Source organism: Nitrosopumilus sp. Nsub, assembly GCF_001541925.1.
GTDB lineage: Archaea > Thermoproteota > Nitrososphaeria > Nitrososphaerales > Nitrosopumilaceae > Nitrosopumilus.
Window position 1 is genome coordinate 111,130 of sequence record NZ_LQMW01000008.1, and the last position, 15,226, is coordinate 126,355.

At 29.4% G+C, this 15,226-nt stretch carries 16 protein-coding genes and 2 tRNA genes; 10 read left to right on the plus strand and 8 right to left on the minus strand.

All coding sequences use genetic code 11. The features are described 5' to 3' along the window. Positions 1-18: 18 nt before the first annotated feature. Positions 19-1,107 (minus strand): cobalt-precorrin-5B (C(1))-methyltransferase, encoded by a 1,089-nt coding sequence (locus AW732_RS01405; RefSeq protein ID WP_172790363.1) that lies wholly within the window; start codon positions 1,105-1,107, stop codon positions 19-21. Between the two features lie 93 nt (positions 1,108-1,200). Between AW732_RS01405 and AW732_RS01410 the strand changes: the two genes are divergently transcribed. Then, a complete protein-coding gene (locus AW732_RS01410; RefSeq protein ID WP_067957426.1) occupies positions 1,201-2,070 on the plus strand; it encodes an NAD-dependent epimerase/dehydratase family protein in 870 nt (289 codons plus the stop codon). On the opposite strand, the gene metK is transcribed toward AW732_RS01410, so the two are convergent. Together metK and AW732_RS01420 are read right to left on the minus strand one after the other, a co-directional pair. After that, positions 2,047-3,213: a methionine adenosyltransferase gene (gene metK / locus AW732_RS01415; protein WP_067957429.1), complete on the minus strand. Its 1,167-nt coding sequence runs from the start codon at positions 3,211-3,213 to the stop codon at positions 2,047-2,049. The two genes, AW732_RS01410 and metK, sit on opposite strands and share 24 nt — an antisense overlap. A gap of 18 nt (positions 3,214-3,231) precedes the next feature. Beyond that, positions 3,232-3,498, minus strand: a complete 267-nt coding sequence (locus AW732_RS01420; protein ID WP_253805525.1) for a U6 snRNA-associated Sm-like protein LSm6 — start codon at positions 3,496-3,498, stop codon at positions 3,232-3,234. Between the two features lie 78 nt (positions 3,499-3,576). Between AW732_RS01420 and AW732_RS01425 the strand changes: the two genes are divergently transcribed. Then, positions 3,577-4,230, plus strand: a complete 654-nt coding sequence (locus AW732_RS01425) for an ATPase domain-containing protein (RefSeq protein ID WP_067957432.1) — start codon at positions 3,577-3,579, stop codon at positions 4,228-4,230. On the opposite strand, the gene AW732_RS01430 is transcribed toward AW732_RS01425, so the two are convergent. Continuing rightward, the gene (locus tag AW732_RS01430) at positions 4,227-5,630 is read right to left on the minus strand and encodes a single-stranded DNA-binding protein (protein ID WP_067957436.1); all 1,404 of its coding nucleotides are present in this window, start codon (positions 5,628-5,630) and stop codon (positions 4,227-4,229) included. The two genes, AW732_RS01425 and AW732_RS01430, sit on opposite strands and share 4 nt — an antisense overlap. A 199-nt stretch (positions 5,631-5,829) precedes the next feature. Here AW732_RS01430 and AW732_RS01435 point away from each other — a divergent pair, with 199 nt between their 5' ends. Both AW732_RS01435 and AW732_RS01440 read left to right on the plus strand, forming a co-directional pair. Next, a complete protein-coding gene (locus AW732_RS01435) occupies positions 5,830-6,768 on the plus strand; it encodes an ABC transporter ATP-binding protein (RefSeq protein ID WP_067957532.1) in 939 nt (312 codons plus the stop codon). Then, positions 6,752-7,513 (plus strand): ABC transporter permease, encoded by a 762-nt coding sequence (locus AW732_RS01440; RefSeq protein ID WP_067957438.1) that lies wholly within the window; start codon positions 6,752-6,754, stop codon positions 7,511-7,513. The genes AW732_RS01435 and AW732_RS01440 overlap by 17 nt, the downstream gene beginning before the upstream one ends. A 9-nt stretch (positions 7,514-7,522) precedes the next feature. On the opposite strand, the gene AW732_RS01445 is transcribed toward AW732_RS01440, so the two are convergent. The 3 genes from AW732_RS01445 to AW732_RS01455 form a co-directional block, all read right to left on the minus strand. Then, a complete protein-coding gene (locus AW732_RS01445; protein ID WP_067957440.1) occupies positions 7,523-8,260 on the minus strand; it encodes a GDP-mannose dehydrogenase in 738 nt (245 codons plus the stop codon). Between the two features lie 68 nt (positions 8,261-8,328). Continuing rightward, positions 8,329-8,401: transfer RNA gene (locus AW732_RS01450), tRNA-Gln, on the minus strand. Between the two features lie 73 nt (positions 8,402-8,474). After that, positions 8,475-9,503 carry a DUF354 domain-containing protein gene (locus AW732_RS01455; protein ID WP_067957444.1) on the minus strand — a complete coding sequence of 343 codons (1,029 nt, stop codon included), beginning with the start codon at positions 9,501-9,503 and terminating at the stop codon, positions 8,475-8,477. Between the two features lie 61 nt (positions 9,504-9,564). On the opposite strand from AW732_RS01455, the gene AW732_RS01460 reads away from it, so the two are divergent. From AW732_RS01460 to AW732_RS01480, 5 genes are read left to right on the plus strand one after another with little or no spacing between them, the layout of a single operon-like run. After that, positions 9,565-10,704: a hypothetical protein gene (locus tag AW732_RS01460; protein ID WP_067957448.1), complete on the plus strand. Its 1,140-nt coding sequence runs from the start codon at positions 9,565-9,567 to the stop codon at positions 10,702-10,704. A gap of 35 nt (positions 10,705-10,739) precedes the next feature. After that, positions 10,740-11,330: a nucleotide exchange factor GrpE gene (locus AW732_RS01465; RefSeq protein WP_067957451.1), complete on the plus strand. Its 591-nt coding sequence runs from the start codon at positions 10,740-10,742 to the stop codon at positions 11,328-11,330. Next, entirely contained in the window at positions 11,323-13,251 is a 1,929-nt protein-coding gene (gene dnaK / locus AW732_RS01470; protein ID WP_067957535.1) for a molecular chaperone DnaK, read from the plus strand. The genes AW732_RS01465 and dnaK overlap by 8 nt, the downstream gene beginning before the upstream one ends. A gap of 48 nt (positions 13,252-13,299) precedes the next feature. Continuing rightward, positions 13,300-14,355: a molecular chaperone DnaJ gene (dnaJ, locus tag AW732_RS01475; RefSeq protein WP_067957454.1), complete on the plus strand. Its 1,056-nt coding sequence runs from the start codon at positions 13,300-13,302 to the stop codon at positions 14,353-14,355. Between the two features lie 8 nt (positions 14,356-14,363). After that, complete coding sequence (locus AW732_RS01480; protein WP_067957456.1) at positions 14,364-14,903, plus strand: hypothetical protein; 540 nt, start codon at positions 14,364-14,366, stop codon at positions 14,901-14,903. Here the strand turns inward: AW732_RS01480 and AW732_RS08640 are convergent. Then, a complete protein-coding gene (locus tag AW732_RS08640; protein ID WP_172790364.1) occupies positions 14,900-15,064 on the minus strand; it encodes a hypothetical protein in 165 nt (54 codons plus the stop codon). The two genes, AW732_RS01480 and AW732_RS08640, sit on opposite strands and share 4 nt — an antisense overlap. Before the next feature lie 77 nt (positions 15,065-15,141). Here AW732_RS08640 and AW732_RS01485 point away from each other — a divergent pair. After that, positions 15,142-15,226: transfer RNA gene (locus AW732_RS01485), tRNA-Leu, on the plus strand.

Below are 15,226 nucleotides of genomic sequence, written 5' to 3' on the forward strand. Positions count from 1 at the left end.
CAACTTTAATAAAATACCTTACTCTTGTGATTTTCTAGCAAGGATTTGTCCTTCAAAATCAAATAATATTACCTCTATTGGAACTTTTTCTTCTGAATGTTTTCTCATATGCCTATATGTTTCACTACAAATTAGTTCAAAAAATCCAGTAATGTTGTTTTCTTTGATTATTTCTGAAACATGTCTTGCTGTATTTGCTTTCTTAATATTTTGAATTACTTCTTCACTTGCATTTGATTTTTTTGCTAATTCTGATAAAAAATTCATATCTACTTTTGATCCTTTCACATGAGTTTGTTTTATGCCAGCAGCCATTTTTGCAAGTTTTCCAATAAATCCTACAACATATGCTTTTTTGATGTTTTTTCTACCACATTGCTGTATTGTATATCCTGAAAAATCTCCCATTTGTACAAAACAGTGAATTGGTAAATCAACAATTTTTTTTGCATATTCTTCACTTCTTCCACCTGTTGTTAATACTACAATTTCATTTCCTGCAGCAATTGCTACATCCAAATTTTGTCTAATTGATGCTGCATATGATGCTGTAGAAAATGGAATTACAATTCCACTTGTACCTAAAATTGAAATTCCATCTTTAATTCCTAATCTTGGATTGTCAGTTTTTGGTGCTAATTCTTTTCCTTTTGGTACTGAAATTACAACTCTAATTCCTTTTTTCTCAAGAATTTCTTTTCCAATATCTCTTAAATTTTCACGAATCATTTTTTTTGGTACAGGATTAATTGCAGGCTTACCAATTTCCAAACCTAAACCTGGTTTTGTAACAATTCCTACGCCCTCACCACCACCAATTTCAATTTCATCAATTTTTTCTGTTAATGATAATTCAACAATTATCTCTGCACCATGTGTAACATCTGGATCATCACCTCCATTTTTTATTACCGTACATTTTGCTTTCTCACTTTCAAATTCACAAAATTTTACTGGGATTTGAATTGAGGAACCTCTTGGTAAAATTATATCTATAGAATCAATTTTTTTTTGATTAATTATGGATAATAATGCAGATTTTGCTGCAGCTGTAGCAGAACTTCCAGTAGTGTAACCTGTTCTTAGTTCTATTTTTTTATTTGACATATCTCTTAGATTCATTTTCTAGTATTAACTCTTATTTCATTAATCTTGAAATTTACAGTATAGATTTAAAATTAAAAGTCAATTTAGATAATTATGGTTAAACCAATCCAAGTAGTTATTACTGGTGCAAGTGGATTCGTAGCAAAAAATCTTAGAAAATATTTGTCTGAAAATAATATTAATTTAATTTCAATCTCAAGAAATGATTTTAGAACATATGAAAATGAACAAAAAATTATTTCTAAAGATTACAAAGAAAAGCTCATTATCAATAAAATTAAAAATTCTGATGCGTTAATTCATCTTGTAGGAATCGGAAAACAATCTATAGACATTGATTATGAAATGATTAATGTTGAATTAACTAAGCATGTTGTAAATTTAGCAAAGAAAGCCAAAATTAAAAAAATTGTTTATAATAGCGGTCTAGGAGTTTCAAGTAAAACTTCTGTAGGATATTTTATTTCTAAATACAAAGCTGAAAAAATCATTGAAAATTCAGGCTTGAACTATACTATTTTTAGACCCTCGTATATTGTAGGAAAAGATGATTTGTTTACAAAATTCTTAAAAAAACAGATTAAAATAAAAACAATTGAAATACCTGGTTCTGGCAAATATTCTATTCAACCTATTTTTATAAATGATGTAGTAAAAATTATCTTTCAATCTTTTACTGAAAAAAAATTTAGAAATAAAATAATTGATCTTGTTGGACCTGAATATTTAACATTTGAAAAATATGTGAAACTTTTTTCTAAAGGAACAAAAATAAAAATTAAAAAAATTAATTTAGAAAATGCATATTATAATGCAATTAATAATAAAAAATCTAATTTTGGAATTGATGATCTAAATATTCTAGTTGGTGATTTTAAAGGAAATTTTCATCAATTAGAAAAAATTTCACAAATAAAATTTGAATCTATTGTCGAATTATTAAAGTCCGGCAGATTGCTTTAGAATTTCTGCTTTGTCAGTTTTTTCCCAACTAAATTCTGGTTCATTTCTTCCAAAATGACCATATGCTGCTGTTTTTTTGTAAATTGGTCTTTTCAAATCTAGTTCTGAAATAATGCCTGATGGTTTCATATCAAAATTCTTTCTAACTAATTCTTCTATTTGATTTTCTGGAATTTTATTGGTGCCAAAGGTATTCACATAAAGTGATACTGGTTCTGCAACACCTATTGCATATGCAAGTTGAACTTCACATCTATCTGCAAATTTTGCTGCAACAAGATTTTTTGCAATGTATCTGCACATGTAACAAGCAGATCTATCTACTTTAGATGGATCTTTTCCTGAAAAAGCTCCGCCACCATGTCTTCCAAATCCACCGTAACTATCAACAATAATTTTTCTTCCAGTTAAGCCTGCATCTCCATGAGGTCCACCAATAACAAATTTTCCTGTAGGGTTTATGTGAATTTTAATTTCATCATTCCAAAGATTTCCTAAAACAGGTTTGATTACTTTGTCGATTATTTCTGTTGCTATATCTTCTTGAGATATTTCAGGTGCATGTTGTGTTGAAATTACAACTGTTTCAATTCCAATTGGCTTGTTATCTTCATATTTTACTGAAACTTGAGACTTACCATCTGGTCTAACCCATGGCAATGTATTGTTTCTTCTAACTTCTGATAATTTTTGAATTAATTTATGAGCTAATAAAATTGGCATAGGCATTAATTCTTCAGTTTCATTTGTTGCATAACCAAACATTAGTCCTTGATCACCTGCACCTTGTTCTTTTTCTTCAGTTGCTGTAACTCCTTGACTAATATCTGGACTTTGTGAATGTAATCTTAAATCAACTTTACATGTATCACCGTCAAACATCAATTCTTTATCATTATATCCAATTTCTTTGATTGTTTTTCTAACTAATTCTTCTTGTGATTTTTTATCAAAAACTGCTTTTGATGTCACTTCACCTGAAACTACTACAAAATCTGTAGTAACCATTGTTTCAACTGCGACTCTTGAATTTGGATCTTGTTTTAGATATTCGTCTAAAAATGCATCTGAAATATTATCGCATACTTTGTCTGGATGACCTTCTGTCACTGATTCTGATGTAAATAGAAAAGTATTGGTCATAAAACCACCTTAATTTAACTAAAGTTCATTTTCTAATTTGATAAATAATACGTTGTTTCCTCTAACGATTACTCTACCATAGTTTGCAATGGTTTTACTATCGTGGATTTCTTCCGCATCAGTCATTATCAAATTCATATATGAATCAACATTGTCCATTTTACCTTTGTATTCGACTTCGTTCTTTAATCTAACGGTAACTTTCTTTTTTGTACTTTTTTGTAGTATTGTTAATGGTCTTTTTGCACTATTTGATTGGGACACTAAATGTTCACTTAATTTCAAAAATCTCTGTCCAGCATAAAAGCCTTGCCACGATTGTAATTCTTTAAATTTTTTCTTATTTTTCTATAAATCATACAAATGATCTCAACTGGTTTAAAAAAAATAGATAATTTTCTATCTGGAGGAATTCCTGATGGTATAATTGTAGATATTTTTGGAGGAAATGGAACAGGGAAGACTCAACTATTATTACAATTATCAATTAATTCAATAAAAAATGGCGGCAAAGTTTTATTTTTAGATACCACTGGAGGATTTAGACCTGAAAGAATATTAGAAATTCAAAAAAAATCTAACTCAAACATTAATTTCCTTAACAATATCTTAGTCTCTAGAATTACAAATACTTCTGAACAAATTAATTCAATAAAAATTTTTGAAGAGAATACTTTTTCCTTAATTGTAATTGATAATATTACTGATTTATTTTCTTATGAGTATAAAAATAATCAATCGATCTTTAAAAAAAATTCTTTGTTTATGAAATATATGCATGAATTATCTTCATTTGCAGTCACTCATAAAATTCCTATTGTAATTACTAATATGATTAGAAATTCAAACGAACAAGAAGTTGAAAATATGTCTACTGCAATAGATCTTTTTACACATATCAAAATCCATCTTTTTAAAAATTCATCTGTTTACAACGGTGAAATATCTTCTCCATTCAATAAAGAAAATTTCTCTTACACAATTACGTCTGCCGGTTTGTGTGATGATGATTTTTAATTTTTCTTAATAATTTTTGAATGTGCTGTTAAAAATAGCTCTATTCTGCCTTCGCCAAAATTATTTGCCTTGGCATTTAATCCAGTTATGGAAATTATTTCTCCTAATTCGCATTTATCAATTAATTTTGCTTGATTTCTCCAACCTTTTACCCAGATTTGTCCTGTATCATCTTCAACAAACATCTCTGATAGAGAAATTGATTCACCTGATTTAGTTTGTATTTCTTTTCTTTCAGGAACTTTTAGCACTATAGATTCAATACAATATGTTTCATCTACTTTTACATCACTAATCTTTGTTCGAATTTTTGATAATGATGGAATTGTTTCATCATTATCTAATTTTCTTACAAATGAATTTTCATCTAATGTAACTGAATTTCCATAAACTTTTGATGGCATGCATTCAATGACATCTCCTTCAACACAAATGCTAGTTGAATTTGAAAAATCATTGATATTGTAGATATTTTTTTGATTATCTGTTGCTATTATCATATTTTTTCCACTTTCAGTTGTTACCATTGACAAAATTCTTGCAATAATGGGTTCAGCTTCTTTCCCGCCCTCGATTTCAATAATTGTTGCTTCATTACCATGAATTTCTAATCCTTGATTTCCAGATTTCACCCTTACTCCTAACAACTTTACATTTGCTGATTGTGAAATCATATTTGGAATCAGTGATTCGTCTTTACCCCATAAAACAACTCTCATTGCAGATCCATCTTTACCTTTCAATCTCATTCTGAGTGCAGTTCCAGGCTGACCTCTTGAATTTGTAAATTTCATTCCACTAATGATTCCATCAATTGTTCCTGAGATCACTAGATCCTTTTGTCCTTCTTGTAATTCACTTACATCTTTTGTAATTTTATCAATCATTGGAATTTGACTTTCTGTTTCAACAGTTTGGATATTTGATCCTGAACCAATATTGATAGTAGGTGAACCATCTAAATCTGATTTTACATATGCTTTAATGATTTTAATTAGATCTCCTGGTTTAAGATTTTCAATTCCCGGTAAATTTGCTTTTTCATCCCACAACTTTACACTTGCCGTAGAACCTGAATCATATACTGTCATTGTTCTTAAATCAAACGTAGAACCATCTTTTCTTGAAAATTGTTTTGTTGGTGAAAAATTTAAAACTCTAGTTTCTAATGAAATTTCTTTTGCACCTGCATACAGATCCTTTAAACTAATTTCTGTTTTTGATATTTCATCAAGTTTGACATTATAATCTGATGCAATTAGGAATATTGCCCCTTCATCAGTAAGATATCCTGAACCAATTTTCTCTTTTTTTTCTGAAATTTTTTGATCGATTACATCTTTTGTTAATTCAGGTTTTAATTGTAGTAATTTATCAATTAGATTTTGTGATTCTGACATTCAGTTTCCATAAACGAGATGTATTAATAAAAATTTCATTGAGTTTTTAATTAATCTCATCAAAATAAGAGAGAATCAGTTGAATAATTTATTTAAAATCATTTTTTTATCTGAACACATTTAGGATTTATTCAATTTATTTAATAATTCTATAATTTGATCTCATTACCTAAATTAAGAGGAAGATCGCAGTTTGATTGTGTCATGTATTAATGTAGAACATTTATCCAAATCATATGGATCAATTAAGGCTGTTAATGATCTAATTCTATCTATCAAAAAAGGTCAAGTTTTTGGATTTTTAGGTCCAAACGGTGCAGGAAAATCTACCACAATTAAGTTGCTTACAACCTTGATTAAACCATCATCTGGTTCGTTATCGATTTTAGGAATTGATGCAATTTCAAACCCATTAAAAATTCGTAGTAAAATTGGTGTTGTTTTACAACAACCAAGTTATGAGCCTACTTTGTCTGTGGAAAAATCTCTTGATAAATATGGAATGATGTGGAATATTCCAAAAATTGAGCGTAAAAAAAGAATGGAACAACTACTGAAGGATTTTGATCTGGTTGAAATTCGCAAGAAGCGAAATGAGGATCTTTCAATTGGTCAACGCAGGCGTGTACAAGTTGCACGTGAATTCATGCATGATATGGAATTATTATTTTTAGATGAACCTACTGTTGGATTAGATCCTGAAGCTCGTAGAAAATTATTAGACTATTTAAAAAATAAAATTAAAACTGGTTTAACAATTTTTTACACAACTCATATTTTATCTGAAGCTGAATATCTTTGTGATGAAATAGCTATAATTGATAATGGAAAAATTCTTACTGTTGATTCTCCTGATGCTTTAAAAAATAGATTTGGAAAAGAAAAAACAATAAAAATTCATTTACAAAATAAGCAATCAAACATTTCTTCATTATTAAATGACATACCTGACTTTGAAATTAATTTTGATACTGGTACAACAATAATAATTCATTCAGAACAATCAGAATTAATTTTACTTCGTGTTCTGAAAATACTTAATGAAAATAATATTGAAATTGAAGATTTATCTGCAGTACCAACTAATCTTGAAGATGTATTTTTAAAAATGATGAGGGAAAATGCATCCAGTAATTAGACTTGTTAATAGAAATCTAACAATTTCACTTAATCCTGGATTTTTAATTTGGCAAATTATTTTTCCTTTAATCTATATTTTTGTGGCAGGTTTTGCTTATGGTCCATTAATCAATCAAGTTCCATTTGCTGGAAAGGATCTTGACTATCCTGCATTTTTAGCATCTGGTATGATTGGATTTAATATTATGAATAGTACATTAATTTCTGGAATTTTAATCTGGAATGATCGACGACATGGAATGTTTGAACAAATCATGTCTGGCCCATTTACTCGCAGTCATTATATTTTGAGTAATATTTGTACAATTGGCATAATTGGATTAGTTAGTGCATCATTAATTGCAGTAGTTGGCTATCCAGTAATTTTCCAATCTGCTGAATTTTCACTAGTTACAATTCCAATTCTGATTTTTGGTGCAGTAGTTGGCTCTATTCTGTTTGGCTCATTAGCCTCAATAATTTCTACTAGATTACGCTCAAGTGAAGGATTTAATGTAATTATTAACACTGTATTCTTATTTTTTGCATTTGTCAGTTCAGCATTTTACCCCGCAGATACTGCACCTGAACCATTACGCTCAGCATTTTATCTTAATCCATTAACTTATCTTGTCGATATAATTAGGGCAGGGATTTTTGGAACTGTTTCAGAATTTATAATCATTGAAATGATTGTTCTTGTTGTATTGGCTAGTATTCTTTTTGTTATTGCCTCAAAACTACTAACAAGATTAGATTTTTAAAAATTAATTTTATTTTTTAAATCCTTCAAACATTTCATTAATTTTCTTAATAATATCTAAATTTTCATATTCTATTAAATTCAAATTTGGTATTACACAATGTCCTCCAATAATACCTGGAAACATTTTTGGTCTATTTCCTAAATTTTCATGTATTTCATCCGCAAACTTCCACATTTCATCAAAATCAATTTTTTCTTTTTCACAAATCATTTTAGTTATTTGTGCATAGTTAATTAACCAACCATAATATGATGTATCCACTAATATTTTTGCTAATTCAGCAGTTTTTGTTGTTGACATCCAATCTATTTTTTCAAATCTATTTTCTAAATCTGTTTTAATTTTTGAATCTATTTCTTTTTCATCAAATGAAATAAATTTTGTATATTTTTTAATATCATCTAAAAATCTTCTATGTACTCCACGAACTGGTGAAAATAAAACTGGTATTGGTAGTTTTTCTTGTACACTTTTTGTTGTTCCAGGTTTTACTGTTGAATGTATGATGACAACTTGTAAATCATTTATTTTATTCACCCAATTAACTACAACTTCCATAAATTTTTCTAATTCTCCTGGTAAACATACATGAAGATATTCTGGATTTTTAATTAATTCATTTTCAGAATAATTTTTACATTTTGAATTATCTGAATCAATTCCAACACATTCAATTTTTCTATCTATGAGTAAATCAAATAATGTCTGTCCTACTTCACCCATTCCTAAGATAATATCTGTCATTATGCCTATTTTGGGAATTATTGGTTATATTATGTTCATGTTTTAGCTTAGTTAATTATTAAATAGAGTAGCCCGGGCAAGACTCGAACTTGCGTCTCGGGCTTCAAAGGCCCAAATGCTTGACCGCTACACTACCGGGCTGCTACTAAATCGAGCACTTCTATTCCCTTAATGAACTTTTTATTCCAATTTAACCCTAAAAAGTAAATCAAAATTAATTTTTGATAATTTTTTCTAGTTTTTGTATCGGATCTTCCATCTGTTTTACAACTTTTACAGCTCTTTTTTGATTTTGGTCACTTTTTCTTCTAAAAATTCTCTTAATCTCATTTGAAACTCTATTAGGATCTGTCTCTCTTTTTACTAGGGATTTTTTTACTAAGAAATTTTCGATAATATTGGGAACTGCATTATATGATATTGTAGGAACGCCCATTAAAGCAGATTCTGCCGTCATAGTTCCTCCAGAACCTATGAAGATGTCTGATTTATTTAGTAAATATTTTCCATCAAATGACATTTTGATGACTTTTACTTTTTTTCCAACTGTTTTTTGTAAATTAATTATTTGTTGAGTGTATCTACCTAATACAACAATATTTTCATCTTTGTAATCCTTGGCAATTTTTTTAATCATTGGAATTATTTTACTTGATTTTGATGTATATGCTGCTTCTTCTTCTTCTACTCTAATCAAAATATTTTTTTTATTGTTGTTTTTAAATGGAGAAGTTATATTTTCATTAATTTTTCTTTGCATAGTTACAACTGCATCAACTGCCTTGTATTGAACAATATCTTTTTGATTAATTCCAAATTTTGAAAATTCTTTTTTAGGTATCACATATGGTATTAGGAGTTTTTGAATTAACGGTATTGTTAATCTCATTACTGCATTTGCGTGTGGTGAATCACAAAACATAATGTGTTTAATCCCTAATCCAAATGATATTCTTGCTGCTTCTGGAGAACCAAAACTTATCACTACATCTGGTCCAAATTTCTTAATTTTTTTTGATAATTTTTCAATTCTATCAATACTTGCTTTGAGTTTACTTTCTTTATCTCCACCACCATGTTTTCCAACAAAAATTAGGTCAAAATCTCTTATTTTTGCCAATTTTGATACTTCATTATATTCTCTTGACGTACACAAAATATCATTTTTTGGTCCTAGTTTCTCAATTATTGGTTCAGAGAACAATACTTGCTTTGGTGTCAGAATATCTATCCAAATTTTCAAGTATTTCTGCTAATTACTATACTTCAATAAGTTTTTCTTAGTCGATTATCATCCTTTATTGATGGCAGGAGCAAAAGTTGTTGTTTATGGCTTAAGTACTGAAGGTTATGCAATTGCATCTCAAATGGCTATTAAAGGTGCTGATGTTTCTATCATAGATGAATCTACACCTTCTGCAATTTCTCTTAAATCTGAAATTGCTAAGACCTACCCAAATGTTTCTTCATTAAAAGAGGATGAACCATTATTGGCAATGGAACCAATTGATGTGGCAATTTCTAAAGCTCAATATCTTTTCTTTACTCCCCGAATTAGAAAAACTGGTCAAGATATTAAAACAGAAATTCATTCTAAATTCAAAGACGCAGTTACATCATTAAAGAAAAATAGTTCAGTAATTTTCACATTAGCTACAGGGTTTGGAGGAAACAACGAAAATATTTCATTATTAGAACACGTAACTGGACTTCAGGCTGGCAAAAATATTTCTTATTTTTATTATCCTTTAGAGGATCTCAATCAACAACCAAAAATCATTGGTTCATTTAATAGTAAAAAAGATCCAGTTTTAGTTGATTTACTTAGTAATACCAAAAAAGAAAAAGAATTTGTTGCAATTTCATCATCTGAACATTTTCATGCTATTGATATATTGTCAAGATTTTCCAGCCTTTGTAGTATTTTAGAAGTTTGTAAGTATGCACAAGATGAAATAACAAAAAATGATCTTTCATCAAATGATTTTCAAGAAATCTTTTTGGATAACATGATAAATGGATTATTTGACTTAAAATCCCTGGGTTCTTCTTTTGAAGGTTCAAATTCATTAATGTATTTGATTAATGGAAGTGTTAAGGGAATTGACGGTTACATTAAAAGATTAATTGATGAAATTCGTGGTACATTAAAGAAAAATGATTTAAAAGCAAGTAGAACAAAAATAGCATTATCTTGGACACTTGATCAACATGCAATGCGTGGTGATAAAATTGAGGTGCTTCAAAATTTAACATCTAAACTACGTGATTATATTGGAGATGTTGAAGCTTACGAGGATCCCGATTTCAATTTATTTCACAGTGATAAAACTACAATAATTGTAGCTTGTTCTCAATCTGATTTTAAAAATATTGAAAATACTAAAAAAGATTCTAATTTAATTATTGTAAAAGCAAATCCACTATGTGAAACTATTCAATAATGGTATAAATTAGCTAAATAATTATTGTGTTTAAATTGTCTGATGAAAAAAAATCTGATGAAATTCCTGTCGAAGTAATTTCTGAAAATCAAACAGATTCTAATAATGGTAAAGAAGAATTAGAAAATGAAAATAATAATGATCAAACAACTGAAGATTTATCAAAACTATTGGAATTAGAAAAACAAAAATCTTCTCAATTTGAAGAAAAATTAAAACATGTATTAGCAGATTTTCAAAATCTTAGTAGAAAAACTCAAAATGATATTGAAACTGGCGTTAATTCTAAAATTAATGAATTTATGTTAGATTTTCTTAAAATCTATGATGATTTTCAACGTGCGAAAGATGTACTTTTTGAAAGTAAAATTAATGCAGATGGTTTAAATTCGATTTTAAAAAATATGGAATCATTAATGGAAAAATATAATGTAAAACCTATTGATGCTTTAGGAGAAATTTTTGATCCTAATTTTCATGAAGCAATTTCTATTATATCTGATTCTACATTAGATGATAATACAATTACAAAAGAGATAAGAAAAGGCTATATTTCTCAAAAAGCAATATTAAGACCTACATTGGTAGAAATTTCAAAAAAGGAGAATAATGATAAAAATGACTAAAATAATTGGAATTGATTTAGGAACAAGTAATTCTGCTGCTGCTGTAGTAATGGGCGGTAAACCAACTATAATTCCTGCAGCAGAAGGAGCAACCGTAGGTGGTAAAGCATTTCCATCAGTTGTAGCGTTTAGTAAAGAGGGTGAACTTTTAGTTGGTGAGCCTGCAAGAAGACAATCAGTAACTAATCCAGATAATACCATTGTTGCAGCAAAAAGAAAAATGGGTTCAGATGAAACTTTCAAAATTTTAGACAAAGAATACAAACCTCAACAAGTTTCTGCATTTATTCTTCAAAAAATAAAAAAAGATGCAGAAGCATTTGTTGGAGAACCTATTGAAAAAGTTGTAATTACAGTACCTGCATATTTTGATGATAATCAACGTCAAGCAACTAAAGATGCTGGAACTATTGCTGGTCTTGATGTTGTTAGAATCATTAACGAACCAACTGCTGCATCTTTGGCATTTGGTTTAGATAAAGCAAAACAGGATATGAAAATACTTGTTTTTGATTTTGGTGGTGGTACTTTGGATGTAACCATTATGGAAATGGGTGGTGGTGTCTTTGAAGTTCTAAGTACATCTGGAGATACAAAATTAGGTGGTACTGATATGGATAAAGTTTTGATTGATTATGTTTTAGATGAATTTAAGAAAAAAGAAGGAGTTGATTTGAGTTCTGATTCTACAGCAATGACAAGAATTAGAGAAGCATGTGAAAAAGCAAAGATTGAACTATCTACAGTTATGGAAACTGATATTAATTTACCATTTATTGCACACGATCCATCTGCAGGAGCAAAAAATCTTGAATTAAGAATTACACGAGCAAAATTAGATGAATTAATTGGTCCAATTATAGATAGATGTAAGCCTTCAATTCTAAAAGCATTAGAAGATGCAAAATTATCAAATTCTGATATTAATAAAATTGTCATGGTAGGTGGACCAACTAGAATTCCATTAGTCAAAAAATTTGTAAGTGAAGTAATTGGTCAAGAAACTGAATCTGGTGTTGATCCAATGGAAGCTGTAGCCATGGGTGCAGCAATTCAGGCAGGAATTATTGCTGGTGATGTAAGTAGCGATATTGTTTTACTTGATGTAACTCCACTAACATTAGGAATTGAAACATTAGGTGGTGTAAGAGAACCGTTAATTGAAAGAAATACTACTATCCCAACTTCTAAAGGTAAAGTTTTCACAACTGCAGCTGATAATCAAACAGCAGTAACAATTCATGTTGTTCAAGGTGAAAGACCTATGGCAAATGATAATGTTTCATTAGGTAGTTTTAACCTCACTGATTTACCACCAGCTCCAAGAGGTGTACCACAAATTGAAGTTAAATTCGATATTGATGCAAACGGAATCATTAATGTAACCGCAAAGGATCTTGGTACACAAAAAGAAGCTAAAATTACAATTGAATCTAATTCAAAACTTTCTCCAGAAGAAATTGAAAAATTAAAGGAAGATGCTGAAAAGTTTTCTGATGAGGATAAAGTTAAGAAAGAAAAAATTGATCTTAAAAATGAGGCCGAGAGTTATATCTATACAACTGAAAAATTAGTAAATGTAGATCTTAAAGATAAAATTTCACAAGAACAAGGAATTAAAATTACTGATGCTGTAAAAGAAGTTAAGGAAGTTTTAGATAAAGAGCCATCTGAATTAAAACCTAAACTTGAAGCATTACAAACTCTAGTTAATGAGGTAACAACAGAACTTTACAAAAATGCAACACCTCCACCAGGTGCTGATGGACAACAAGGTGCTGATGGACAACAAGGTGCTGATGGACAACAAGGTGCTGATGGACAACAAGGTGCTGATGGACAACAAGGTGCTGATGGACAACAAGGTGCTGATGGACAAACTTCTGATTCAAATACTTCTGAAGAAACAAAGTCCAACTAATCGTCTGAATTAAATTATTTATAGTGTAATCTTATGAAGGAATAACTTATGGCTGCAAAACGTGACTATTATGAAGTTCTAGGAGTTTCTAAAACTTCTTCTCCAGATGAAATAAAAAATCAATATAGAAAATTGGCACTAAAATTTCATCCTGATCGTAATCAATCAGCTGATGCTGCTGAACATTTTAAAGAAATTTCAGAAGCATATGGCGTACTTTCAGATTCTGAAAAAAAACAAACCTATGATCAATATGGGCATGATGGAGTAGATGGAAAATATTCTTCAGATGATATTTTTGGCCGCGGAGGTGGTGGCGGTGGTTTTAATGATATTTTTGAATCCATTTTTGGCCGCGGTGGTGGAGGATTTACTCAACAACAACGTGGTTCTGATATTCTATACCAAACTACTGTGACATTAGATGACGTATTACATGGAAAAAAGATGGAGATAAATTTACAAAAACAAATCAAATGTGATAATTGTCATGGTTCTGGATGTAAACCTGGAACCAATAAAAAAACATGTACTTCATGTAATGGTCAAGGAGAAGTACGACAAACCCGTAATATGGGATTTGCTTCATTTGTAACAGCTGCACCATGTCCAACTTGTAGAGGTCAAGGTTCTATGATAGAAACACCTTGTAACAATTGTAAAGGACAAGGTCGAGTAAAAGGAACCAAGAAAGTTGATTTTGAAATTCCACCTGGAATTGATACAGGTGATTACATTGTTTCTAATGAAGGAAATGAAATTCCAGATGGAATAAATGGTGATTTAGTAATTCGAGTAAAAATCCAATCTCATTCAGATTTTAAAAGAGATGGAAAAGATATTTTTTATGATCAAGATGTTTCAATGATAGATGCTGCATTGGGTTGTGAATTAATGGTACCAACTTTACATGGAGAAGAAAAAATCAAAGTAGATTCTGGAAGTCAACCAAATACTATTATCAAATTAAAAGGAAAAGGAGTTTCTCATATCAATTCTAGAGGAACAGGTGACCAGTACGTGCGAATAGTAGTAAATGTTCCTAAAAAACTCAATAAACATCAAAAAAATCTATTAAATGAATTTAAAGATACAACTGATTAATCGATAATATGAAAATTGCATTAGATGTAGATGGCGTACTTGCAGATGTCATCGTTTCGTGGTTGAATTATAGTAATTCCATAAGACCACCAATTTCTAAAAACCAAGTCACCGATTGGGAATTTTGGAAAAATTTTAAAATTGATCCATTTGATTTCTATTCTGAATTAAGTTCTTGTTGGAAAAATTGGAAATCAATTCCAGTAACTGAAAAAAATTTATCTTTAACTACAAAAAATCTTTCTAATTTTGCGCAAGTAGATATTGTCACTGCTAGAGAAATCTCTACTAATTCTTTTGTAAAAAATTGGTTAAATCATCATGATATTTCATATGATAATTATGTGTCTGTAATTGATGGACCTATGAAAGCTGATTTAGATTATGATATTTTTATTGATGATTCTCCACTAAATGCAGTTAAATTTCTTGAAAATAATAAAAAAGTAATCATATATTCACAACCATGGAATAAACATATTTCTATTAATCAATTATTTCGAATATCAAAACTTTCTGAAGCAATTGAAATAATCAAAAACAATTAATTTTTTTCAAATTTTCTGATGTTAATTTGATGTCCATTTCTTACATGATATACATGGCTTGTTTTCATTAATTCTGCAATCTTATCTTCGTTGTAAAATTTAATGTTATATCGTCCAACTACTTTTTTACAACTTGTACAATAAATCTCTCTAAATTCCATATTTTTCACTTGATTAATTTGAAATTTTATTTTCTTGTATAATAAAGAACTTATTTTAGAATTTTAAATTCCACGATGCGGGAATCACCCAGCCTGGTCAACGGTGTAAGGTTCAGATCCTTATCTCTTAGGAGTTCGTGGGTTCAAATCCCACTTCCCGCA

What these genes read in the sequence shown, in the direction of transcription:
- AW732_RS01405 (WP_172790363.1), bottom strand. Translation starts at nt 1,107, where the DNA reads ATGTCAAATAAAAAAATAGAACTAAGAACAGGTTACACTACTGGAAGT.
- AW732_RS01410 (WP_067957426.1), top strand. Translation starts at nt 1,201, where the DNA reads ATGGTTAAACCAATCCAAGTAGTTATTACTGGTGCAAGTGGATTCGTA.
- metK (WP_067957429.1), bottom strand. Translation starts at nt 3,213, where the DNA reads ATGACCAATACTTTTCTATTTACATCAGAATCAGTGACAGAAGGTCAT.
- AW732_RS01425 (WP_067957432.1), top strand. Translation starts at nt 3,577, where the DNA reads ATGATCTCAACTGGTTTAAAAAAAATAGATAATTTTCTATCTGGAGGA.
- AW732_RS01430 (WP_067957436.1), bottom strand. Translation starts at nt 5,630, where the DNA reads ATGTCAGAATCACAAAATCTAATTGATAAATTACTACAATTAAAACCT.
- AW732_RS01440 (WP_067957438.1), top strand. Translation starts at nt 6,752, where the DNA reads ATGCATCCAGTAATTAGACTTGTTAATAGAAATCTAACAATTTCACTT.
- AW732_RS01445 (WP_067957440.1), bottom strand. Translation starts at nt 8,260, where the DNA reads ATGACAGATATTATCTTAGGAATGGGTGAAGTAGGACAGACATTATTT.
- AW732_RS01460 (WP_067957448.1), top strand. Translation starts at nt 9,565, where the DNA reads ATGGCAGGAGCAAAAGTTGTTGTTTATGGCTTAAGTACTGAAGGTTAT.
- dnaK (WP_067957535.1), top strand. Translation starts at nt 11,323, where the DNA reads ATGACTAAAATAATTGGAATTGATTTAGGAACAAGTAATTCTGCTGCT.
- dnaJ (WP_067957454.1), top strand. Translation starts at nt 13,300, where the DNA reads ATGGCTGCAAAACGTGACTATTATGAAGTTCTAGGAGTTTCTAAAACT.
- AW732_RS01480 (WP_067957456.1), top strand. Translation starts at nt 14,364, where the DNA reads ATGAAAATTGCATTAGATGTAGATGGCGTACTTGCAGATGTCATCGTT.
- AW732_RS08640 (WP_172790364.1), bottom strand. Translation starts at nt 15,064, where the DNA reads ATGGAATTTAGAGAGATTTATTGTACAAGTTGTAAAAAAGTAGTTGGA.